The 26,366-nt window shown below is 64.9% G+C and carries 1 protein-coding gene; it reads left to right on the forward strand.

Annotated elements, in window-relative coordinates:
• Positions 1-173 precede the first annotated feature (173 nt).
• A partial coding sequence (locus FOY51_RS24180) for a non-ribosomal peptide synthase/polyketide synthase (RefSeq protein ID WP_149432840.1) occupies positions 174-26,366 on the forward strand: 26,193 nt, incomplete at its 3' end.

The raw sequence follows: 26,366 nt of genomic DNA on the forward strand, positions 1-26,366 counted from the left end.
CACCTGTAACAGGATGTGTGCACTCCGTAGATACACGTTATGAACTTTTTGACTTGATTGATATTCGAACTTGTCCCGAATCCTCGCTCGCAGCTGTTGTATAGAAGGTTGCGGTCGAGCACGAGGGAGTAGTCGTCGGGGAACCTTGGGGCGTTCCGGAAACGAGGTTACGGTTGGACCAGGTAGATATTGATGGTGACGGCACAACCGTCGACGAGTTCGCCGATGCTTTTCCGCTCTCTCCGGCTCAGCTCGGAATGTGGTACGCGCAGCACCTCGATCCCGAAGTCCCCATCAACATCGCGCAGTACGTCGACCTCCACGGCGAGCTGGATACCGAGGCCCTGAAGAAGGCAAGTGCGGCGGCAGCCGAGGACGTGGGCTCCGGTTTTCTCCGGATCATCGAACGCGACGCCGAGCCCTTGCAGGTGGTCGATCTCTCGCTCGATGCGCCGCTGACCTATGTCGATTTCCGGGATGTCGAAGACCCGATCGCCGCTGCCGCCGACTGGATGCGCGCCGAATACAGCAAGCCGATCGACATCGTCGAAGACCGGCTGATCTACGCTGCCGCCCTGCAGTTGGCCGACGACCATTTCTACTGGTACTCCCGCGTTCATCACGTCGCGCTCGACGGCTTCGGCGCAATGACGTTCATGGGCCGCGTCGCCGAGCACTACTCGGCGTTGGTCGAGAACCGTGAGCCCGCGCCGGCAAAGGCCGGCGACCTGCGCGCTCTGTACGACTCCGAGGTCGCCTACCGCGACAGCACCCGATTCCAGACCGACAAGACCTATTGGGCCGAGCGCGTCGCCGGGCTGGAAGAGGGCACCAGCCTCACCGGCCGCACCGCGCCGCCCGCACCGATCAACGGCATCGCAAGCGCCGAACTGCCCGCGGGTGAGAACTCCCTGCTCGAGGCATCGGTTGCCAAACACGACTCGTCGCCCGCCTCGTTGCTCATCGCGTCGTTCGGGGCGTACCTCGCGCAGATCACGGGTAACGAAGACGTCATCCTCAGCCTTCCGGTCACCGGTCGCACGACGGCAGTGATGCGCCGATCGGGCGGCATGGTGTCCAACGTCGTCCCGGTGCGGCTACGCGTCGGCAGCGATACGACCGTCGCCGAATTGCTCAAGGACGTCACCGTCGGCGTCTCCGGCGCACTGCGTCACCAGCGGTACCGCCACGAGGACATTCGACGCGATACCGCGTCGCAGAACAACAACACCAAGGAGTTCTTCGGACCCTGGGTGAACATCATGCTGTTCCACAGCGAGATCGCGTTCGGCCCGATTCTGGGTCAGCTCAACGTGCTCTCGACCGGCAGCATCGAAGACCTCGGCGTCAACTTCTATCAGTCGGTTGCCGGCACCAGCGCCCACATCGACTTCGAGACCAACCCCAACCTCTATTCCGACGACGAAGCGCGGCTGCATCACTCCCGCTTCATAGATTTCTTCGAGCGTTTCCTCGCCGCCGATGCCGAAGACACGGTGTGGTCCATCGACGTCGTCACCGATCAGGAACGCGCTACGTCGGTAGTCGACTGGAACGCCAGCGGCCACGACGTGCCGGACACGACGCTGGTGCGACTGCTCGACGCAGGGGTCGTTGCAGGCGGCGACGACATTGCGCTCGAATTCGAAGGCGACGCCCTCACCTACGGCGAGTTCGATGCCCGCGTCAACCGCCTTGCCCGTCGCCTGATCGCCGATGGTGTCGGCCCGGAATCGCTTGTTGCCCTTGGTATGCGGCGATCGCTCGATCTGGTCGTCGGCATGCACGCCGTACTCAAGGCCGGTGGCGCCTACGTTCCCATCGACCCCGATCACCCTGCCGAGCGCACCGGATACATCCTCGACAGCTCCAAGCCGGTGTGCCTGCTCACCACGTCGCGCGACGAGATCGACCTGCCGGACGGCGCGAACGTCCTCGAAATCGACACCGTCGATCTGTCGACGTACGACCCCGCCCCGATCGTGGACGACGAGCGCACGCTGCCACTGCAACCGGGCAACACCGCCTACGTCATCTACACGTCGGGTTCGACCGGCCGTCCGAAGGGCGTCGCGGTCACCCACCGCGCCATCGTCAACCAGATGCTGTGGATGCTCGACGAGTACCGCCTCAATTCGTCGGATGTGGTGCTGCAGAAGACTGCAACAACCTTCGACGTATCGCTGTGGGGCTACTTCCTGCCGCTGCTGGTCGGCGCCAAGCTGGTCGTGGCCACGCCGGACGGCCACCGCGATCCGGCCTATGTCGCCGCCGCGATCGAACAGCACGGCGTCACGGTGACGGACTTCGTTCCGTCGATGCTCACCGTCTTCGTCGCGCAGGCCGCCGCAAGTCAATGTTCCACGCTACGACACGTTTTCGTCATCGGCGAGGCCCTCCCGCCGGAGACTGCCGCCGGTTTCCGCCGGATCAGCACGGCAGGTTTGCACAACCTGTACGGCCCGACGGAGGCCGCGGTCAGCGTCACCTACTGGGAGGCGACGGCCGCCGACGTCACCACAGTCCCGATCGGTGTGCCCGAGTGGAACGTGGCCGCGTACGTGCTGGACTCGCGACTGCGACCGGCCGCCATCGGAGCGCCCGGCGAGCTGTACCTGGCCGGTCGGCAGTTGGCGCGCGGCTACCTGGGTCGCCCCGACCTGACGTCCGATCGTTTCGTCGCAAATCCGCTCGACCCCCATGGTTCTCGCATGTACCGCACCGGCGACCTGGTGCGCTGGCGTGACACGGGCGTCCTGGAATACATCGGACGTACCGACTTTCAGGTGAAGTTCCGCGGCCAGCGCATCGAGCTCGGTGAGATCGAGACAGACTTGCTCGCGCACCCGACGGTGAGCCAGACAGTCGTGCTCGTCGCCGACACCGCCACCGGCCAGCAGTTGGTCAGCTACGTCGTGCCCGCGCCGGGTCACACGGCGGATCCGGTGGAACTCACGCGGTTCGTCTCGCAGTCGCTGCCTACCTACATGGTGCCTGCAGCGATCATGGTGATCGATGCGTTCCCGCTCAACACCAGTGGCAAGCTCGACCGAAAAGCGTTGCCGGAACCGGTCTTCAGTGCCGACGCCGCGTCGTACCGCGCGCCGCGGACGCAGGCCGAGCAGATCGTGGCGGGGATCTTCGGCGATGTGCTCGGTGTGTCGCGAGTCGGCATCGACGACAACTTCTTCGAGCTCGGCGGCAACTCACTGGTCGCTACCCAGACGGTGTCGCGCATCGGTGCGGCATTCGGGACGCAGCTGGGTGTACGCGCCCTGTTCGAGACGCCGACCGTTGCAGGCCTCACGGCCCGCGCCGCGGCAGGCGCGCCTACCGATTCCACCCGGCCGGCGCTGGTCGCTCGTCCGCGCCCGGACCGGGTGCCGCTTTCGCTTGCGCAGCAACGGATGTGGTTCCTCAACCAGTTCGATCCCACGGTTCCGACCTACAACCTGCCGTTCGTCGTACAGCTGAGCGGCAACGTCGACGTCGATGCGCTCCGGGCCGCGCTGAACGATCTGCTCGAACGTCAGGAGTCGCTGCGCACCGTCTTCCCGGAGTCCGGGGACGGCGGGTTGCAGCGGGTGCTGCCGATGTCGGAGGTCCACCTCGACATCGAGCCGGTGCGGGTGACGGAGGCGCAACTGCAGCCGTTGCTCACCGAGTTCGCCTCGACAGGTTTCGACGTCTCGCACGAACTCCCGATCAGGGTTCGGGTTTTCCAACTGGCAGACGACGATTTCGCTGTCGCATTCGTGGTTCACCACATCGCTGCAGACGGCTTCTCGTTCGGCCCGCTCTCGCGCGATGTTCTTGCCGCCTACCTGGCGCGCGCGAACGGAGCGGCACCCGATTGGGCGCCCCTCACCGTGCAGTATCGCGACTACACGCTGTGGCAGCGCGACCTCCTCGGCTCCGATGACATTCCGGATACCATTGCGGCGCAACAGGTCGACTACTGGCGTACCACGCTTGCCGGCCTACCGGAGCAGCTGGATCTGCCGCTCGATCACGCGCGGCCCGCGACGCAGAGCTTCCGCGGAGATCGCGTCTCGTTCCAGATCTCCGACGACCTGCATCGGCAGATCGCGGCGCTGGCTCGCGCTCAGGGCGTCAGCCTGTTCATGGTCGTGCACACCGCGCTCGCGGTGCTGCTGGCCCGGCTCAGCGGCAGCAGTGACGTTGCGGTCGGCACACCGATCGCCGGTCGCGGTGAGCAGGCGCTCGACGACTTGATCGGCATGTTCGTCAACACCCTGGTGCTGCGGACCGAGATCGAGAGCACGGAGAGTTTCGCCGACCTGCTTGCCCGCACACGCGACACCGACCTGGCAGCATTTGCCAACTCGGACGTGCCGTTCGAGCGTCTTGTCGAGGTGTTGAACCCGCGCCGATCGCAGGGGCGGCATCCGCTGTTCCAGGTGATGCTGTCCTTCGAGCAGCAGTCTCAGCAGAGCATCACACTCGGCGATCTACTGGTGTCCGCTCACGAACTCGAAGTCGACATCGCGAAGTTCGATCTCCAATTCACGCTCTCCGAGATCACCGATGGCAACGGCGAACTGGACGGCATTGCCGCCGTGATCATCTACGCCGCAGATCTTTTCGACGCCGCGCGGATCGAGCAGGTCGGCGAGCAGTTCGTCCGAATCCTGGAATCGGCGGTCGCTGCCCCCGCGAACGCGGTCGGCGACATCGAGGTACTGGATCCGGCCGAGCGGGCCGACTTGATCGATCGCACGGGGCCGCCCGCCGAATCGCCGCGTACCCTCCCGGAGTTGCTGGCCGACGCGGCCGCGCTCGACCCGGATGCGATCGCGTTGTCCTACCGAGACAGCACTCTGACGTACGGCGAACTCGACGAGCGTTCCTCGCAGCTCGCGCGTGTGCTCATCGAGCGCGGCGTCGGTCCGGATTCGCTTGTTGCACTGGGTGTTCCGCGTTCCCTCGAATCGGTTCTCGCGGTGTGGGCGGTCGCCAAGGCGGGCGGCGCCTTCGTTCCCGTCGATCCGAATTATCCGCCGGATCGCATCACGCACATGATCACGGACTCGAAGGCCGTACTGGGCCTGACGGTCGGCGTCGTTCGGCAAGAACTTCCGGACACGGTGGAGTGGCTGACGCTCGACGACGAACTGTTCGAGCGTGACTACCTGCGTAGGTCGACCGAACCGGTCACCGACGACGAGCGCGTTGGATCGGTGGCACCCGGCAACGCCGCCTACGTGATCTACACGTCCGGTTCGACGGGCGTGCCCAAGGGCGTCACCGTGACGCATGCCGGACTTGCGAACTTTGCTGCCGAGCAGCGCGAGCGCTACCGCATCACCGCCGACTCGCGAGCCCTGCACTTCGCGTCGCCGAGCTTCGACGCATCGGTGCTCGAACTCCTCATGGCGGTCGGTTCCGGTGCGCGCCTTGTCATCACACCGCCGTCGATCTACGGCGGTGAAGAACTCGCCGAGCTGATGCGCGCCGAGGGGGTTACCCACACCTTCCTCACGCCGTCGGTACTGGCGTCGATCGAGCCGACCGATCTGCCGGACCTGCGCGTCGTGGTCGCGGGTGGTGAAGCGGTGCCTGCCGAGTTGGTCGTGCGCTGGGCACAGCCGGGCCTGGAATTCTTCAACGGTTACGGACCCACCGAAACCACCATCATGACCAATATCAGCGACCCGTTGTCGCCCGCTGACCTGGTCACGATCGGTGCCCCGATTCGCGGTATGCGTTCGCTGGTTCTCGACGAGCGCTTGCGGCCGGTACCGATCGGCGTTCCTGGCGAGCTGTACCTGTCCGGGATTCAGCTTGCCCGCGGCTACCACGATCGACCGGGGCTGACGGCGACTCGCTTTGTCGCCGATCCGTGTGGTGATTCCGGTGAGCGGCTGTATCGCACAGGGGATGTGGTCCGGTGGGTTTCCGGGGCGAGCGGAGCGACGGGGGATGTTTCAGCCGGAACCGTTGAGTACGTCGGCCGTTCGGACTTTCAGGTCAAGGTTCGCGGCTTCCGAATCGAACTCGGTGAGATCGACGCAGCTCTGCGCGCGAGTGATGACGTCGACTTCGCTGTCACAATCGGGCACACCGGTGAAACCGGTGCCACCGCACTGGTTTCCTATGTCTTGCCGGGCCCGACCAAGACGATCGACACAGGAGACCTGAGCCGCTTCATCGGCCGCAGCCTGCCTGCGCACATGGTGCCCTCGGCGATCATCGTGCTCGACGAGATTCCGCTGACTCCGGTCGGCAAGCTCGATCGTGCCGCCTTGCCCGCACTCGTCCACGAGGTTCGCGAATTCCGCGCTCCCACAACACCGATCGAGCAGATCGTTGCCGATGTCTTCCGTGACGTCCTCGATGTGGATCGGGTCGGCGTCGACGACGACTTCTTCGAGCTGGGCGGCAACTCGCTGATCGCGACCCAGGTGGCGTCCCGGCTCGGTACCGCGCTGGATACCCGTGTGCCCGTCCGCGCATTGTTCGAGGCGCCCACGGTCGGTGCACTTGCGGCGCGCGTCGAATCGCACGTCGGTGCGGGTGGCCGCGCAGCGTTGACCGCTCGCGAACGCCCGGAACGCATTCCGCTCTCGCTCGCACAGCAGCGCATGTGGTTCCTCAACCGATTCGACACCGCGTCTGCCGTCAACAACATCCCGATCGCCATCAGGCTGACCGGTCAACTCGACGTTGCGGCGCTGCAGGTCGCCGTCATCGACGTGATCGATCGGCACGAGTCGTTGCGGACGGTGTTCCCCGAATCTGCCGACGGTCCGGAACAATTGGTGCTCGACGCCGCGCAGATCGTTCCCGACCTGACACCGGTCACCGTGACCAACGACAATCTCGCCCAGCACTTGGTCGAGCTTGCGTCTGTCGGATTCGACGTCACCGACGAAGTGCCCCTGCACGCCAGGCTTTTCGAGGTCAGCGAGACCGAGTACATCCTCGGCATGGTGGTACACCACATTTCGGCCGACGGCTGGTCGATGGGGCCACTCGCGCGCGACGTGATGGTCGCCTACGCGGCGCGCACCACGTGGGAGGCACCCTCGTGGTCGGCGCTGCCCGTTCAGTATGCGGATTACGCGCTGTGGCAACGAGAGGTACTCGGTTCCGAAGACTCAGCGGATTCGCTGATCTCTCAACAGGTTTCGTTCTGGTCGAAGACCCTGGCAGGGCTCCCGGATCAGCTCGACCTCCCGGCTGACCGCCCGCGTCCACTGGTCGCGTCGTATCGCGGCGGAACGTACGAATTCAACGTTCCGCCGCAGACGCAGCAGCGACTGTTCGAGCTGGCGCAGGCGAACAACGCATCCGTCTTCATGGTGATGCACGCAGCGTTGGCCGTTCTGCTGTCGCGGATGTCGGGTACCGACGACATCGCCGTCGGTACCCCGGTCGCAGGTCGCGGTGAAGCTGCGCTGGACGATCTGATCGGCATGTTCGTCAACACGCTGGTGTTGCGCACCGAGATCGACCCGAACCGATCCTTCGCGGATCTGCTTGCCCGCGCCCGCGAAACCGACCTCGCGGCGTTCGGTCATGCCGATGTGCCGTTCGAGCGGTTGGTCGAGGTCCTCAACCCATCGCGGTCGCAGGCTCGGCATCCGCTGTTCCAGGTCATGCTGACGTTCCAGAACACCGGACAGGTCAACCTCGAGCTACCTGGTCTGAGCGTGTCGGGCGTGGAGTTCGACGCCCACATGGCGAAGTTCGACCTGCAGCTGACCCTGTCCGAGACGAGTGTCAACGGTGCAGGTGCGGCCGGAATCGCCGCCGAACTGTCCTATGCCACTGATCTTTTCGAAGAATCGACGATGGCGATATTCGCCGAACGGTTCTTGCGGGTGCTCGACGCCGTGTCCGCCGGACCGATTCCCGCAGTCGGGGACATCGAGTTGTTGGATGCCGCCGAGCGGCGGTTGGTGCTTCACGGCTTCAACGACACAAATTTCGACGTCGATTCGTCGGCGACGTTGGTGTCGTTGTTCGAGGCGCAGGTGGCTCGGACGCCGGACGCGGTGGCGGTGTCGTTCGAGGGTGAGTCGTTGACGTATGGCGAGTTCGCTTCTCGGGTGCACAGGTTGGCTCGGTGGTTGATTGCCGAGGGTGTGGGTCCGGAATCGCTTGTGGCTCTGGGTATGCGCCGCTCGTTGGATTTGGTTGTGGGTATGTATGCGGTGTCGGTGGCCGGTGGCGGGTATGTGCCGCTGGATCCGGATCATCCGGCGGAGCGCATCGACTACATCCTCGAGACGGCGCGACCGGTGTGTGTGTTGTCCACCAGTGCCGACGAGTTGGCTGTCACCGGGCGAACGGTGTTGATCGATGAGCTCGATCTGTCCGGCTTTGCCGATGGCCCGGTCACGGATGCGGAGCGCACCGCGAATCTGTTGCCGTCGGGTACGGCGTATGTGATTTTCACGTCGGGGTCGACGGGTCGTCCGAAGGGTGTTGCGGTCTCCCATGGTGCGATCGTGAACCGTTTGGTGTGGATGCAGTCGGCGTACGCATTGACCGAGTCGGATGTGGTGTTGCAGAAGACGCCGGCGACGTTCGATGTGTCGGTGTGGGAGTTCTTCTGGCCGTTGCAGACCGGTGCCCGGTTGGTGGTCGCGAGGCCGGATGGTCATCGTGATCCGGCGTATCTGGTCGAGGTCATTCGCGGCATGAACGTGACGACGGCGCATTTCGTGCCGTCGATGTTGGCGGTGTTCGTTGCTGCCGGGGCGAGCGGAGCGACGGGGGAAGTCAACGACGGTGCGAGGGAGTGCACGTCGTTGCGGCAGGTGTTTGCCTCGGGTGAGGCGTTGCCCGCTGCTACCGCACAACGGCTTCGGATGTTGACCGGTGCGGATCTGCACAACTTGTATGGCCCGACGGAGGCTGCGGTCGACGTGACGTTCCACGAGGTGGTCGATGCGGATATCGCGTCGGTCCCGATCGGTGCGCCGGTGTTCAACACGGAGTTGTTCGTGTTGGACGGTCGGTTGCGTCCGGTGCCGGTCGGTGTTGCGGGTGAGTTGTATTTGGCGGGTGTCCAGTTGGCGCGCGGGTACGTTGCCAGGCCGGATCTGACGGCTGATCGGTTCGTGGCGAATCCGTACGGTTCGGCTGGGGACCGCATGTATCGCACCGGGGACTTGGTGTCGTGGAACTCGCGGGGCGAGTTGGAGTACATCGGCCGCACCGATTTCCAGGTGAAGTTGCGTGGTCTGCGGATCGAGTTGGGGGAGATCGAGACCGCGTTGACCGCTGTGGCCGGGGTCGATCAATCCGTTGCACTCGTACGGTCGGATGATCGTCTGGGCGATCAGCTCGTTGCGTACTTGGTGGCGGCAGCTGACACCTCGGTCGACATCGACGCGGTACGCGAGCACATCAGTCGTGGTCTGCCTGCGTACATGGTGCCGACGGCGTTCGTGGTGTTGGACAGTCTGCCGCTCAACGCCTCCGGCAAACTCGACCGCAGGGCCCTGCCTGCTCCGGTGTTCGAGGCAAAGGTGTTTCGGGCACCGAGCACGCCGGTCGAAGAGATCGTGGCATCGACCTTCGCCGATGTGCTCGGTGTCGATCGGGTCGGCGTGGACGACGACTTCTTCGAACTCGGCGGCAACTCGTTGGTCGCGACCCAGGTGGTTGCTCGCCTCGGTGTCGCGTTGGATACCGAGATCGGTGTTCGGGTGTTGTTCGAGGCTCCGACGGTCGCAGCACTTGCGGTGCGTGCGGAGCAGCGGGCCGGCGCGGGTGCGAGGGCGCCGTTGGTGCCGCAGCCGCGACCCGAGCGGGTGCCGCTCTCCCTTGCGCAGCAACGCATGTGGTTCCTCAACCGATTCGACACCGAATCCGCGGTCAACAACATTCCGGTAGCCATTCGGCTGTCGGGACCGCTGAACGTCGGCGCACTACAAGCGGCAGTGGCGGACGTCGTCGCTCGCCACGAGGTGCTGCGCACCTACTACCCGGATTCGGCCGCGGGCCCCCATCAACTATTGGTGCAGGCGCAGGACGCGACCCCGGATCTCGCGCCGGTGCGCGTGACTCCTGCCGAGCAGTTGGCCGATGTCGTTGCCTTCCTGTCTCGCGGCTTCGACGTCACTGCCGACGTTCCGTTCCGTGCCCGCTTGTTCCAGTCGGACACCACCGAATTCGTGCTCGCCGTTGTGGTGCACCACATCTCGGCGGACGGTTTCTCGGTCGGACCGTTCACGCGCGATCTGATGACCGCATACGCGGCCCGTTCTCACGACGAACTTCCCGGGTGGCAGCCGCTGGCGGTGCAGTACGCCGATTTCACGCTGTGGCAGCGGCAGGTACTCGGCGCGGAGACCGATCCGGAATCGCTGATCTCCGATCAGGTGAACTACTGGACAGGCGCCCTGGAGGGGCTGCCGGACCAGATCGAACTTCCCTCCGACCGGCCGCGCCCGGCTACCGCGTCCGATCGTGGTGCTGCATATCGGTTCGAAATCGATCAAGAGACTCACCGCGGGCTCAATGCGCTGGCGCGCGAGCAAAATTCGACTGTGTTCATGGTGGTGCACTCCGCCCTTGCTGCGCTCCTGTCACGGCTCGCCGGAACCGACGACATCGCCATCGGCACTCCCGTTGCCGGCCGTGGTGAGCGCGCGCTCGACGATCTGATCGGCATGTTCGTCAACACTCTCGTGCTGCGGACCAACGTCGATACCAGCGCACCGTTCACCGAATTGCTGGCCAATGCCCGCGAGACGGACCTTCAGGCGTTCGCGCATTCGGACCTCCCGTTCGAACGCCTCGTCGAGATCCTGAATCCTGTTCGCTCCCAGGCTCGACACCCGCTCTTCCAGGTGTTGCTTGCCTTCCAGAACCAGGCGCAGCTGCACCTCGAGCTGGACGGCTTGTCGATTTCCGGGCTGGAGACCGGCGACGATCAGGCGAAGTTCGATCTGCAGCTGACCATCGTCGACCACCACGACCAGGCAGGCAATCCGGCGGCGGTCGAAGCGACGTTCGCTTACGCCACCGACCTTTTCGACGAATCCACGGTTGCGGCATTCGCGCACCGATTCTTGCGGGTACTCGCCGCGGTGGTCGCCGATCCGTCGGTCGTGGTCGGCGACATCGACCTGTTGGACAGTACCGAGCAGACGTTGGTGCTCGACACCTGGAATGCCACCGAGCATCGGATCGACGCCGGCGACACCCTGGTGTCCGTGTTCGCCGAGCAGGTCGAGCGCAGCGGCGCTGCTGTCGCCGTGATCGCCGACGGTGAAACGCTCACATACACGGAGTTCGCCGACCGGGTGCACGCCCTCGCGCGCTATCTGATCGGCGCCGATGTGGGACCGGATTCTCTTGTCGCCCTTGGTATGCGTCGCTCGCTGGACCTGGTGGTCGCGATGTATGCCGTTCTCGAGGCAGGCGCAGGATACGTGCCGCTGGACCCGGATCACCCGAGCGAGCGCATCGCCCACATAGTCGACACCGCCCGTGCCGAGTTGGTGCTGACCACTTCGGGAGACGATTTCGCGCTGCCGGTCGGTCCGCGTGCCATCGATGTGTCCACGCTGGATCTGAGTGGCTATCCGATCGGCCCGGTTCGCGACGACGAGCGGCTCGGGACGTTGCATCCCGCCAACACCGCGTACGTGATCTTCACGTCCGGATCGACCGGGCGCCCCAAGGGCGTCGCCGTACCGCATTCCGCAGTGGTCAACCAGATTCGGTGGATCACCGACCGATTCGCGATGGGCCACGACGACGTGGTGCTGTTCAAGACGCCGCCCACCTTCGACGTGTCGGTGTGGGAGCTCTACGGCGCGTTGGCCACCGGTGGCTCCATGGTGATCGCGACCCCGGACGGGCACCGCGATCCGGCCTACTTGGCGAATGTCATTGCCGCCGAACAGGTCACGATGACGTCCTTCGTCCCGTCGATGCTGTCCGTATTCGCGGCATCGATCGCCCCGGGCTCGGTGTCGTCCCTACGCGTGCTGCAGATCGCGGGCGAGGCATTGCCGCGGGAGGCCGTCGCGGCGGTGCGTCGCGTGTCGGACGCCGCGATACACAACCTCTACGGACCAACCGAATTCACAGTGCACGCCACCGAGTTCGAGCTGCCTGCCGAACCCGGTCAGATCGTTCCCATCGGTAACCCGGTCTGGAACGCGCAGGCACTGGTGCTCGACGGCAGGCTTCGTCCGGTTCCGCCCGGCGTTGCGGGTGAGCTCTATCTGGCGGGCGCACAGGTGGCCCGCGGCTACGCGGGACGACCGGATCTGTCGGCAGACCGCTTCGTCGCGAATCCGTTCGGTGCCGACGGCGTCCGGATGTACCGCACCGGTGACCTGGTGCGCTGGAACACCGCGGGCAACGTGGAGTACCTGGGCCGCACCGACTTCCAGGTGAAGTTGCGCGGCCTTCGCATCGAACTCGGCGAAGTGGAATCCGCGTTGCTCGCCGATCGGACCGTTGCGCGAACGGTTGCGATCGTGCACAGCGATCCACAGACAGGCGAGCAGCTCGTCGCGTACGTTGTCCCCGCGCGTGGCACGACGGTAGTGGCAGCGGATCTGAAAGCCACTGTTGCAGAACAGCTGCCGTCGTACATGGTGCCGTCGGCGTTCATCGTTCTCGACGATCTGCCGCTCAACGCATCCGGCAAGTTGGACCGACGCGCACTGCCCGCGCCGGTCTTCGAGACCAAGAAGTACCGCGCACCCGAAACTCCTGTCGAGGAGATCGTCGCCGAGGTGTTTGCCGAGGTGCTGGGGATCGGTGACAGCGCAACGCGTATCGGTCGCGACGACGACTTCTTCGAGCTCGGCGGCAACTCGCTGATCGCCACTCAGGTCGCGTCCCGTATCGGCGCCGCGTTGGACACCCAGGTTCCGGTGCGGGTGCTGTTCGAGGCGTCGACGGTATCGGCCCTTGCGGCCCGCGCGGAAGCGCATGCGGGCGAGGGGCGCCGTCCCGCGCTGGTGGCACGTGATCGGCCGGAACGGATTCCGCTGTCGCTTGCGCAACAGCGCATGTGGTTCCTGAATCGATTCGACACCGACTCGCCTGCGGATAACATCCCGGTGGCGGTGCGCTTGTCAGGCGACGTGGACGTTGCCGCACTCCGGTCGGCTGTCGCGGATGTGCTGGCGCGGCACGAGTCGCTGCGGACCGTGTACCCCGACGTCGACGGCGACGGCTACCAGGTGATCCTGCCGCTCAACGACGTGACGGTCGACCTGCCGGTCGAAGCAGTGCGGCCGGACGAACTCGCGGCGCGCGTCATCGCGCTCGCCTCGCAACGATTCGACGTCACCGAAGAGTTGTCGTTCCGTGCTCGCTTGCTGCAGCTGGGAACGTCCGAATATGTGATCGTCGTCGTGCTGCATCACATCAGCGCTGACGGTTTCTCGCTCGGCCCGCTCATGCGTGACGTGCTGGTTGCCTACGCCGCCCGGGCCCGCGGTGAACAGCCGAGCTGGAAGCCGCTCGATGTGCAGTACGCGGACTACACGCTGTGGCAGCGGCAGATCCTTGGATCAGAGACTGACCCGTTGTCCGTCGTGTCCGCTCAGATCGCCTACTGGAAGCGCACACTCGCCGATCTGCCCGACCTGCTCGAGCTTCCCGCCGACCGGGTGCGGCCGGAGGTGACGACCGGTCGAGGTCGTACCCACGAGTTCGCGATCGATGCCGAACTGCACGGCAAGCTGACCGAACTTGCTCGAAACCAGGGTGCGTCGTTGTTCATGGTCGTTCATTCGGCGCTCGCACTGTGGGCGGCCCGGATGAGTGGGAGCACCGATATCGCGATCGGTACCCCCGTCGCAGGTCGTGGCGAGCAGGCACTCGACGACGTGATCGGCATGTTCGTCAACACCCTGGTGCTGCGCACGGAGATCGATCCCAGCGACAGCTTTGCCGAATTGCTCTCGCAGGCACGGGAATCCGACCTCGCCGCCTTCGGCAACGCCGAGGTTCCCTTCGAGCGTTTGGTAGAGGTTCTCGACCCGATCCGTTCGCAGTCGCATCACCCACTGGTTCAGGTGATGCTCACGTTCCAGAACGCGCTGGACACCGCGTTCACGATGGACGATCTCGATGCCAGGGTCGTCGAATTCGACAGCGGCCTTGCGAAATTCGATCTGCAGCTGACCATCGGGGAAGCGGTCACGGAAGCCGGCCCCGCCGGGATTACGGCGCTGTTCACCTACGCCACCGATCTGTTCGACAAATCGACAGTCGTCATCTTTGCCGACCGACTGGTTCGGCTGCTGCGTGCCGTCGTTGCCGATCCCAATGCAGCCGTCGGCGACATCGACATGCTCGATTCCGCCGAGCGACGCCAGGTGCTCGAACTGTGGAATTCGGCAGGACGTGGCACGGAGGTCGACAAGACTCTGACGTCGCTGTTCGACGCCGCTGCAACGAAGAATCCCGGCGGCGTCGCGGTTCGATACGAGGACACGACGCTGACGTACCGCGAGCTCGACGAGCGCGCGAACCAGCTGGCCCGAGTTCTGATCGCGGCAGGCGTCGGTCCCGAATCCCTTGTTGCCGTGTCGTTGCCGCGCTCCGCCGAGTTGGTTGTCGCGTTGCTCGCGACGGTCAAGGCCGGCGGTGGCTACCTCCCTGTCGATCCGACCTACCCGGCGGACCGCATCGAATACATGCTCAGCGATGCGTTGCCGGTCTGCGTGATCACTACATCCGATCGGGAGATTGCGCTGCCGGATGACTTGCCGATCGTCGAGATCGACACAGTCGACCTCGACGCGCAGGACGCCGCACCGATCACGGACGCGGATCGATTGGGCACTCTGACACCATCGAATGTCGCCTACGTGATCTACACGTCGGGCTCGACGGGACGCCCCAAGGGTGTGCAGATCCCGCATCGCAACGTCGCGACGCTGTTTGCGAACACCGAGTCGGAGTTCGGCTTCGGCAGCTCCGACGTGTGGACGATGTTCCACTCGTACGCGTTCGACTTCTCGGTGTGGGAACTGTGGGGGCCGCTGCTCTACGGCGGCACCGTCGTGGTCGTGGACTACTACACCTCCCGGTCGCCGGAGCAATTCCTCGAATTGCTGCGCCGCGAACGGGTCACGGTGCTCAACCAGACACCGTCGGCGTTCTACCAATTGGCAGAGGCAGACCGCTTCGCGGACGCCGATGCGCCCCCTCTCGCACTGCGTTATGTGGTGTTCGGCGGCGAGGCTCTCGAGCTGCGCAGGTTGACCGACTGGTACGACAGGCACGGCGATACCGCGCCGCGCCTGGTCAACATGTACGGCATCACCGAGACAACGGTGCACGTGTCGTATCGCGAACTCGACAGTGTCACAGCTGCTTCCGCGACCAGCAGCATCGTCGGCCGGGCGATCTCGGGCCTTCGCGTCTTCGTTCTCGACACTCGACTGCGTCCGGTGCCGGTGGGTGTGCCCGGTGAGATGTACGTCGCCGGTGACCAATTGGCGCGTGGCTACCTGGGGCAGCCCGCGCTGACCGCGGCGCGCTTCGTCGCCAACGCGTTCGGCACGGGCGGAACGTCGCTCTATCGCACGGGTGACCTTGCGCGCTGGAACCGCGAAGGTGAACTCGAATACCTGGGCCGGGCGGACGATCAGGTCAAGATCCGTGGTTTCCGCATCGAGCTCGGCGAGATCGAATCCGCTGTGCTGGCGCAGGAATCGGTCGGCCAGGTTGCCGTGGTCGTTCGCGAGGACATTCCCGGCGATCAGCGCCTCGTCGCGTACGTGGTGCCCTCACCCGGCGCAGCCGTCGATATCGACGCGGTCCGCAACGGCGCGGGCGATCGGCTCCCGTCGTACATGGTGCCGTCGGCGCTGGTGGTCCTCGACGCAATACCGCTCACCGCCAACGGCAAACTCGACCGTCGTGCCCTGCCCGCACCGGCGGTGGAGGCGCGCGATTTCCGCGCACCGACCACACCCGTCGAAGAAGTCGTTGCAGGCGTGTTCGCCGAGGTGCTCGGTGTGGAGCGGGTCGGGCTGGACGACGACTTCTTCGCGCTCGGCGGCAACTCGCTGATCGCGACCCGGGTGGTGTCCCGGATCGGTGCTGCCCTCGGCGCGCGCATTCCGGTGCGGACCTTGTTCGAGGCGTCGACGGTGGAAGCGCTTGCCGCACGGGCAGAATCGCACTCCGGCGGAGATGCCGGGCGGCCGCTGGTCGCGGGTCCGCGACCGGAACTGATTCCGCTGTCGTTCGCCCAGCAGCGGATGTGGTTCCTCAACAAGTACGACACCCAGTCCGCTGCCTACAACCTGCCGATCGCGATCAAGCTGTCCGGTGACCTCGATGTCGACGCCCTCCGCCTCGCTGTCGGCGACGTCGTGCGCAGGCACGAGTCGCTACGCACGCGCTACCCCGAGCACGGCGGAACTCCGTATCAGGAGATCGTCGGTGCCGAGAGCGCGATTCCGGACTTGGCGCCGGTGTCGGTGGCTCCCGATGCCGTTGTCGGTGCGATCACCGATTTCGTGAGCGCCGGATTCGACGTGAGCGAGCAGATTCCGTTGCGCGCCCGGTTGTTCCGTGCAACCGATGCCGAGCACGTTCTCGCCGTTGTCGTCCATCACATCAGTGCCGACGGTTTCTCCATGGGCCCGCTGACCCGCGATGTCATGGCCGCCTACGCGGCGCGCGTGGAAGGCTCGGCACCTGCCTGGGCACCGTTGGAGGTGCAGTACGCGGACTACACCCTGTGGCAGCGCGCCGCATTGGGCACCGAGGACGACGCGACGTCGCTGCTGTCTCAGCAGGTCGACTACTGGCGCACCGCTCTCGCCGGAATCCCGGACGAGCTCGACCTGCCTGCCGACCGGCAGCGGCCGTCGATCGCATCCAACCGCGGCCGCACCAGTATCTTCCACATTGGCGAAGATCTGCTCGCCGACCTGGAACGGGTTGCTCGCGAACAGAACTCGACGCTGTTCATGGTGGTGCACGGCGTCCTTGCCGTCCTGCTCGCGCGACTCAGCGGATCCGACGACGTGGCGATCGGAACGCCTGTCGCCGGTCGAGGCGAGGCCGCGTTGGATCCCGTTGTCGGCATGTTCGTCAACACACTGGTGTTGCGCACCGGCATCGAGCCGACCGAATCCTTCGGCGACTTCCTCGGCCGGGTGCGTCAGGTGGACCTCGATGCGTTCGGACACGCCGATGTGCCGTTCGAGCGGCTGGTCGAGGTTCTCGACCCCGAACGCTCGCAGGCACGTCATCCGCTGTTCCAGGTGATGCTGGCGTTCCAGAACCTGGATCAGACCACGCTGGAACTGCCCGGATTGAATGTCGGTGCACTCGATCTCGACGAGGACATCGCGCGATTCGACTTGCAACTGACTCTGTCCGAGGACAGCTCGTCGGGGATGACCACCGCGATCACGTACGCGACGGATCTGTTCGACGAATCGACCATTGCGCTGTTCGCGCAGCGGTGGTTGCGCGTATTGCAGGCGGTTGCGGCGAACCCACAGATCGGTGTCGCCGAGCTCGACATCCTCGACCGCGCGGAGCGCGCGGACCTGGTGTCGCGCAGAGGGTCCGAGGCGGTCACGCCGCGCCCGCTGCCGGATCTGATGGTCGCTGCAGCGGCTGCCAATCCCACGGGTGTCGCCGTGGTGTTCGAGGGCACCGAGCTGACCTATTCCGAGCTCGACGAGCGGTCGAACCGGCTCGCGCGCCTACTGATCGATCGAGGCGTGGGACCGGAAGACCTTGTGGCGGTCGGCATCCCGCGATCCGCCGACTCGGTGCTTGCATCCTGGGCTGTCAGCAAGGCAGGCGCGGCCTTCGTGCCCGTCGATCCCAACTATCCCGCGGATCGCATCGCGCACATGGTGTCGGATTCCGGTGCCGTCGTCGGCGTCACCGTGGCATCGGCACGGGACTCGTTGCCGGACACCGTGGGGTGGTTGGCACTCGACGACGCCGACGTGCTCGATCGGGCCGATTCGCTTCCGGTCGAGGCGATCACGGATGCCGATCGGGTACGGGATCTGCTGCCGACGCATCCGGCATACGTCATCTACACCTCGGGTTCGACAGGCATGCCGAAGGGCGTTCTGGTCACCCACGCCGGACTTGCCAACTTCAGCGCCGAACAGCGTGAGCGGTACACCATCACCCCGGAATCTCGCGCACTGCACTTCGCGTCGCCGAGCTTCGATGCGTCCGTCCTCGAGTTGCTGCTCGCGATCTGCACAGGAGCCACCCTTGTGGTCGCGCCGCCGACGATTTACGGCGGCGAGGAACTTTCCGACCTGCTGCGCCGCGAGCGCGTGACGCATGCATTCATCACCCCGGCGGCGTTGGCCTCGGTCGATCCGACCGGAATAGACGATCTTCGAGTCGTGGTGGCCGGTGGCGAGGCCTGCCCGCCGGAACTGGTCGCCAAGTGGGCCGCAACGGATTCCGCGGGCAAGCGAGAATTCTTCAACGGCTACGGGCCCACCGAGACCACCATCATGACCAACATCAGCGATCCGCTGGTGGTCGGTGAAACCGTCACCATCGGTGCACCGGTACGCGGTATGCAGTCGCTGGTGCTCGACGGTCGACTGCGTCCGGTTCCCGTCGGTGTCGCAGGTGAGCTCTATCTGTCCGGCATCCAGTTGGCTCGTGGCTACCACGCACGGCGTGGTCTGAGCGCAGAGCGATTCGTGGCGAATCCGTTCGTCGCCGGCCAGCGGATGTACCGCACGGGTGACGTGGTGCGGTGGACCACCTCGGGAACTGTCGAGTACGTGGGCCGCAGCGACTTCCAGGTCAAGGTCCGCGGATTCCGCATCGAACTCGGTGAAATCGACGCCGCGCTCGCAGCGCACGAGAGCGTCGACTTCGCGACGACCATCGGCCACCGCGGCAGCACGGGTGTGGTCTCGCTGGTGTCGTACGTGGTTGCGGCAGCTCAGCATTCGATCGATGTGGCCGCGCTGACCACGTTCGTCGAAGGGCGCCTGCCGTCCTACATGGTGCCCGCGACGATCATGGTGCTCGATCGCATTCCGCTGACACCGGTCGGCAAGTTGGATCGGGCGGCGTTGCCGGAGCCGGTGTACGCGGATGCGGTTGCGTTCACGGCTCCGCGGACGCCGGTGGAGGAGACCATTGCGGCGGTGTTCGCCGAGGTGTTGGGTGTGGAGCGGGTGGGTGTCGACGATTCGTTCTTCGCGCTCGGCGGCGACAGCATCGTGTCGATTCAGTTGGTGTCGCGGGCGAAGGCTCGTGGTGTGGTGTTCTCGCCGCGCAACGTCTTCGAGCAGCGCACGGTAGCGGGGCTGGCCGCGATCGCGGAGATTGCCGATGCGGAATCGACCGCTCCGATCGTGTTGGCGGAGTTGCCCGGTGGCGGTGTCGGCGACGTGCCGCTCACGCCTGTCGTGCGGTTCATGGCCGAGCGTCGCGGTAGCTTCGACCGGTTCAACCAGTCGATCACTCTCGAGCTGCCCCTCGGAATCGACCGTGCGGGCGTCGTCGGCGTTCTCACCGCCGTTGTCGATCGCCACGACATGTTGCGGTCGATGCTGCGGAAGGTTCGCGGTGAGTGGCAGCTCGACGTGCTGCCGCCCGGCGACGTCGACGTCGACGCACTCGTCGACCGCGTGGTGTTCGATCCGGCGCTCGACCCCGCATCGGTAACCGCTGTCGTGACCGATGAATTGAACGCCGCCTTGGGTCGGTTGGATCCAGCCGCCGGACGCGTCGTGCAGTTCGTCTGGCTCGATCCCGTCGCAACGATCGGTGGCGGCGCACGCTCCGGACGACTCATCGTCGCCGCGCACCACCTCGCCGTCGACGGTGTGTCGTGGCGAATCATCGTGCCGGACTTGGTCTCTGCCTGGGCGCAGATTTCCGCTGGGCAGACGCCCACGCTCGCTGCACCGGGTACGTCGATGCGGCGCTGGTCGACGGCGCTGACGGAGTTGTCCGACGATCGGGCAATCGAACTGCCGATGTGGCAGGAGATCGTCGACGGTCCTGATCCGCTGATCGGACCGCGCGCGTTGAACCCGAAGGTGGACTTGGCGCCGACCGTGCGCAAGGTGCACGTCGAGATTTCGGCAGAGGACACGAAGGCACTCCTGACGACGGTGCCCGCGCTCTATCACGGCGCCGTCAACGACGCGCTCCTCACGGCTCTCGCTCTGGCGTTGACGTCATGGCGTAAGCGTCGTGGTGTGAGTGAGGCGTCGTCGCTGATTCGTCTCGAGGGGCATGGTCGTGAAGAGGAGGTCGTGCCGGGTGCCGATCTGTCTCGGACGGTGGGGTGGTTCACGGCGATCTTCCCGGTGCGTCTGGATCTGGGTGGCATCGATGTCGATGATGCTCTTGCCGGTGGTCCTGCGATGGGGTCGGCGATCAAGGCTGTCAAGGAACAGATACTTGCGTTGCCGGACAAGGGCATCGGCTACGGCATGCTGCGATACCTCAACGAGAACACTGCAGGCCAGCTACCCAAGCAGCCTGCGGGCCAGGTCAGCTTCAACTACCTCGGGCAGATCTCCGCATCCGACATTCCGGAACAGCTGGCAGGCTTCGGCTGGATCCCGGCGAGCGATCTCGGCGACCTGATTGCCGAACCCGATGCCGACATGCCGGCGATGGCCGCAGTCGATGTGAACGCAATCGTGTTGCAGGGCAAAATGGTTGCGGACTTCGGCTACCCGGAGACACTGCTCGAACGAAGTGACGTCGAAGAATTGGCGACGCTGTGGACAAGCGCGTTGGCAGCTGTGGTTCGTCACGCCGCCAACCCCCGATCCGGTGGCCGGACGCCGTCCGATCTATCCCTGGTCACGGTGGGTCAGCGCGACATCGAGGTGTGGGAGCAACGCTACCCCGCTCTGACCGACGCCTGGCCGCTATCACCGCTGCAGGCCGGGCTGATGTTCCACGCGTTGCTCGCCGCGGCAACGGTGGACGTCTACACGTCGCAGATCGTGCTGTCGCTCGAAGGCGCGGTCGACAGCACCCGACTGCGGATCGCAGCGGAATCGTTGCTCTCGCGCTACCCGAACCTGCGGACGGCGTTCGTCACCGACACCGCCGGTGAGGCAGTCCAGGTGGTCCTCGACAACGTCGAAACCCCCTGGGTGGAAATCGATCTCAGCCTGAACACCGAACGTGAGCGCGCTGCCGAGTACGACCGCGTCATCGCAACCGATCGCGCGACGCACTTCGATCTCGCGCGTCCGCCGCTGATCCGTTTCACGCTCGTGAAGGTCGGCGTCCAGGAATGGCGACTCGTCGTCACCAACCACCACATCCTGCTCGACGGCTGGTCCATGCCGTTGCTGATGAAGGATCTGCTGGTGCTCTACGCGGCGCGCGGCGATCGATCCGTGCTGCCTGCCGTTCGGCCCTACCGTTCCTACCTGGAATGGCTTGCCCAGCAGGATCGATCGCTGTCCGAAACCGCATGGGCAGCAGCATTGTCCGGCGTCGCGGAACCGACTCTGCTGGCGCCGGCTGAGCCGGGCCGGGTCGTGACGGCGTTGGCGGGTGAGTTCATTTTCGAGTTGGACGAGGCGCGGACTGCTCGGTTGTCGGTGTTGGCGGCGCGGGTCGGGGTCACGGTGAACACCGTGCTGCAGGCCGGGTGGGGTGTGTTGTTGTCGCGCCTGGTCGGTGCGGATGATGTGGTGTTCGGTACGACGGTGTCGGGTCGGCCCGCGGGCCTTTCCGGTGTGGAGTCGATGGTCGGGTTGTTCATCAACACGGTGCCGGTGCGGGTGCGGGTCGATCCGGCGGAGTCGGTCGAGGAGTTGCTGACCCGGGTTCAGGGTGAGCAGGCGGATCTGTTGGATCACCACTATGTGGGGTTGGCCGATATTCAGGCCGCGGCCGGGGTGTCCGGGTTGTTCGACACGTTGGTGGTGTTCGAGTCGTACCCGGTCGATGCGGCGGGTATTGCGTCGCAGGCGGCGTCGATCGATGGGATGTCGATCACGGGTATCGATGCGGCGGATGCGACGCATTATCCGTTGAGTTTGATCGTGTCGTTGGCGGCCACCCTGTCGGTGCGGGCTGGGTTCTTGCGGGATTTGTTGGATGAAGAGTCGGTGCGGTTGATCGCGGACCGCCTGATTCGGGTGTTGTCGGCGATGATCGCGGCACCGGATGCGGCGGTGGGTGATATCGAGTTGCTCGATGTTGCCGAGCGGTCGTTGGTGTTGTCCGGTTTCAACGACACCGCACAGGTGGTGGATTCGTCGGCGACGTTGGTGTCGTTGTTCGAGGCGCAAGCGTCCGCGACGCCTAATGCGGTGGCGGTGTCGTTCGAGGGTGAGCAGCTGACGTATGGCGAGTTCGCGTCGCGGGTGCATCGCCTTGCTCGGTGGTTGATTGCCGAGGGTGTGGGTCCGGAATCGCTGGTGGCTCTGGGTATGCGCCGCTCGCTGGATTTGGTCGTAGGCATGTATGCGGTATCGGTGGCCGGTGGCGGGTATGTGCCGCTGGATCCGGATCATCCGGCGGAACGCATCGAGTACATCCTCGAGACGGCGCGACCGGTGTGTGTGTTGTCGACCAGTGCCGACGAGTTGACTGTCACCGGGCGAACGGTGTTGATCGATGAGCTGGATCTGTCCGGCTTTGCCGATGGCCCGGTCATGGATGCGGAGCGCACCGCGAATCTGTTGCCGTCGGGTACGGCGTATGTGATTTTCACGTCGGGGTCGACGGGGCGGCCGAAGGGTGTTGCGGTCAGCCACGGTGCGATCGTGAACCGTTTGGTGTGGATGCAGTCGGCGTACGCATTGACTGCCGATGATGTGGTGTTGCAGAAGACGCCGGCGACGTTCGATGTGTCGGTGTGGGAGTTCTTCTGGCCGTTGCAGACCGGTGCCCGGTTGGTGGTGGCGCGCCCGGATGGTCATCGGGATCCGGCGTATCTGGTCGAGGTCATTCGTAGCGAGAACGTGACGACGGCGCATTTCGTGCCGTCGATGTTGGCGGTGTTCGTTGCTGCCGGGGCGAGCGGAGCGACGGGGGATGTCACCGCCGGTGTGAGGGAGTGCACGTCGTTGCGGCAGGTGTTTGCGTCGGGTGAGGCGTTGCCGGGGAAGACGGCGCAGCAGTTGCGTGCCGCGACGGGTGCTCGACTGCACAATTTGTACGGTCCGACCGAGGCTGCGGTCGACGTGACGTTCCACGAGGTGGTCGATGCCGATATCGCGTCGGTGTCGATCGGTGCGCCGGTGTTCAACACGGAGTTGTTCGTGTTGGACGGTCGGTTGCGTCCGGTCCCGGTCGGTGTCGCGGGTGAGCTCTACCTTGCGGGTGTCCAGTTGGCGCGCGGCTATGTCGGGCGCCCGGACCTGACGTCTGATCGGTTCGTGGCGAACCCGTACGGAGAGCCTGGTGCGCGGATGTATCGCACGGGTGATCTGGTGTCGTGGGACGGCAACGGCGAGTTGAATTACATCGGCCGCACCGATTTCCAGGTGAAGTTGCGTGGCCTGCGGATCGAACTCGGTGAAATCGAAACCGCCCTAACGGGTCTGGACTCGGTGGGTCAGGCCGTGGTTGTGGTGCGCTCGGATTCGCGTACCGGGGAGCAGTTGGTCGGGTATGTGGTGCCCGCTGTGGGTGCCTCGGTGGATATCGATGATGTACGTGAGCAGATCGGCCGCGGTCTACCGGGTTATATGGTGCCGTCGGTCTTCGTGGTGTTGGATGTGTTGCCGCTCAACGCGTCGGGCAAGTTGGATCGTAAGGCGTTGCCTGCTCCGGTGTTCGAGGCGAAGGTCTTCCGGGCACCGACGACACCGGTCGAAGAGATCGTCGCCGCGACCTTTGCCGACGTGCTCGGCGTCACGCGGGTCGGACTCGACGACGACTTCTTCGAGTTGGGTGGCAACTCGTTGGTCGCAACCCAGGTGGTTGCCCGACTCGGAGCCGCATTGGACACCGAGATCGGTGTTCGGGTGCTGTTCGAAGCATCGACGGTGGCAGCTCTGGCGGTGCGTGCGGAGCAGCGTGCAGGTGCAGGTGCTCGCGCAGCGTTGGTGCCGCAGGATCGGCCGGATCGGGTGCCGCTCTCCCTTGCGCAGCAACGCATGTGGTTCCTCAACCGCTTCGATACCGACTCGGCGGTCAACAACATTCCCGTCGCGGTGCGGCTGTCCGGCTTGCTCGACCGGCAAGCATTGCAGATCGCCATCGCCGACGTTCTCGCTCGGCACGAGTCGCTGCGCACGATGTACCCCGAGGCGGACGGCGCCGGGTATCAGCAGATCGTCCCGACAGCCCGGGTCATTCCGGATCTCACCTCGATAGACGTCACCGAAGACGAATTGCCGCGCCATATCAGGGATTTGGTGCTCACCGGCTTCGACGTGTCCACCGAGGTGCCGTTCCGTGCGCGGTTGTTCGAGGTAAGCCCGACTGAACACATTCTCGCGCTCGTGGTCCATCACATTTCGGCCGACGGATTCTCCATGGGCCCGTTGACCCGCGATGTCATGACTGCCTACTCGGCACGCGTGGATGGCGGCGAGCCGGCATGGACGCCGCTCCCGGTTCAGTACGCGGACTACGCAATCTGGCAGCGGAGCGTTCTCGGTTCCGAGGACGACGCGGCATCGTTGATCGGGCGCCAGGTCGACTTCTGGAAGACTGCGCTCCACGGCATTCCGGAACAACTCGACCTCCCGGCGGACCGGCCGCGACCCGCGGTCGCATCGGGTCGCGGAGCGACGTATCGCTTCGAGATTCCCGCCGAAACCCATCGTGCGCTCGCGGATCTCGCGCGCTCACGCGGCGAAACCATGTTCATGCTGGCGCATTCCGGACTTGCCGCCCTCTTGGCACGACTGTCTGTTGCCGACGACATCACCATCGGCACCCCCGTTGCCGGTCGCGGCGAGCGCGCGTTGGACGACTTGATCGGCATGTTCGTCAACACGCTCGTGTTGCGGACGCGCGTCGAGTCCGACACGTCGCTGGCCGCGCTGGCAAGTGGTGTGCGCCAGGCAGATCTGGATGCGTTCAGCAACGCTGATGTGCCGTTCGAGCGACTGGTCGAGGTACTCAATCCCGTTCGCTCGCAGGCCCGTCATCCGCTGTTCCAGGTGATGCTGGCGTTCCAGAACATGCGGCAGACCGCACTCGAGCTGCCGGGTCTGAGCGTCAGCGGTATCGAACTGGCGACCCAGGTTGCCAACTTCGATCTGTACCTGACTCTCACCGAGAACCTCGATGCGCAGGGCAACCAGGCGGGCATGTCTGCCGAATGGATCTATGCGACAGATCTGTTCGACGAGTCGACCATCGAAACGTTGTCGACGCGCTACGGCATGGTGTTGGACGCGTTCGCAGCCAACCCGGCGCTGCCGGTCGGCGATGTCGGCCTGCTGAGCAGTGTCGAGCGCAGACAGGTGCTCACCGACTGGAACGCAACCGAGCATGCGATACCGGATGTGGTGCTACCGGAGTTGTTGGCAGCGCAGGCATTACGCACGCCGTCGGCCGTTGCGTTGTCTTTCGAGGGTGAGTCGCTGACGTATGGAGACTTCAGTGACCGTGTGAATCGCCTTGCGCGGCGGTTGATTGCGGATGGTGTGGGTCCGGAATCGTTGGTTGCGGTTGCGATGCGACGGTCGTTGGATTTGGTTGTCGGTATTCATGCGGTGGTGGCTGCGGGTGGTGCGTTCGTTCCGATCGATCCGGATCATCCGGCGGAGCGGATCGGTTACATCCTCGATGTTGCGGCACCGGTGTGTGTGTTGATTAGCTCTGCCGATGGGTTCACGGTTCCTGGTTCGACGCCGGTGTTGCAGATCGACATCGCAGATTTGTCGGGGTACGCGGGCACACCGATCGCGGCGGGTGAGCGGTCGGGGTTGCTGGTGTCCGATAGTGCGGCGTATGTGATTTTCACGTCGGGTTCGACGGGGCGGCCGAAGGGTGTGGCGGTCAGTCACGGCGCGATCGTGAATCAGATGTTGTGGATGATCGACGAATACGGTCTGAGTAGTTCGGATGTGTATTTCCAGAAGACGGCGACGACGTTCGATGTGTCGTTGTGGGGGTTCTTCCTACCGCCGTTGGTGGGTGCGCAGATGGTGGTCGCGACCCCGGATGGTCATCGGGATGCGGATTATGTCGCGGCGGCGATCGTGGAGCATGGTGTGACGGTGACGGACTTCGTGCCGTCGATGTTGACGGTATTCACCGGTGCGGCACGCGCGGAGCAGATTGCGTCGTTGCGGCAGGTGTTCGTGATCGGTGAAGCGTTGCCGGTGGAGACTGCGGCCGCGTTCCGGGTGTTGTCGTCGGCGGGTTTGCACAACTTGTACGGCCCGACCGAGGCCGCGGTGTCGGTCACGTCGTGGCAGTCGAGTGCGACGGATCGG

Origin of the sequence: Antrihabitans cavernicola (assembly GCF_008297975.1) — a bacterium.
Taxonomy (GTDB): Bacteria; Actinomycetota; Actinomycetes; order Mycobacteriales; family Mycobacteriaceae; genus Antrihabitans; species Antrihabitans cavernicola.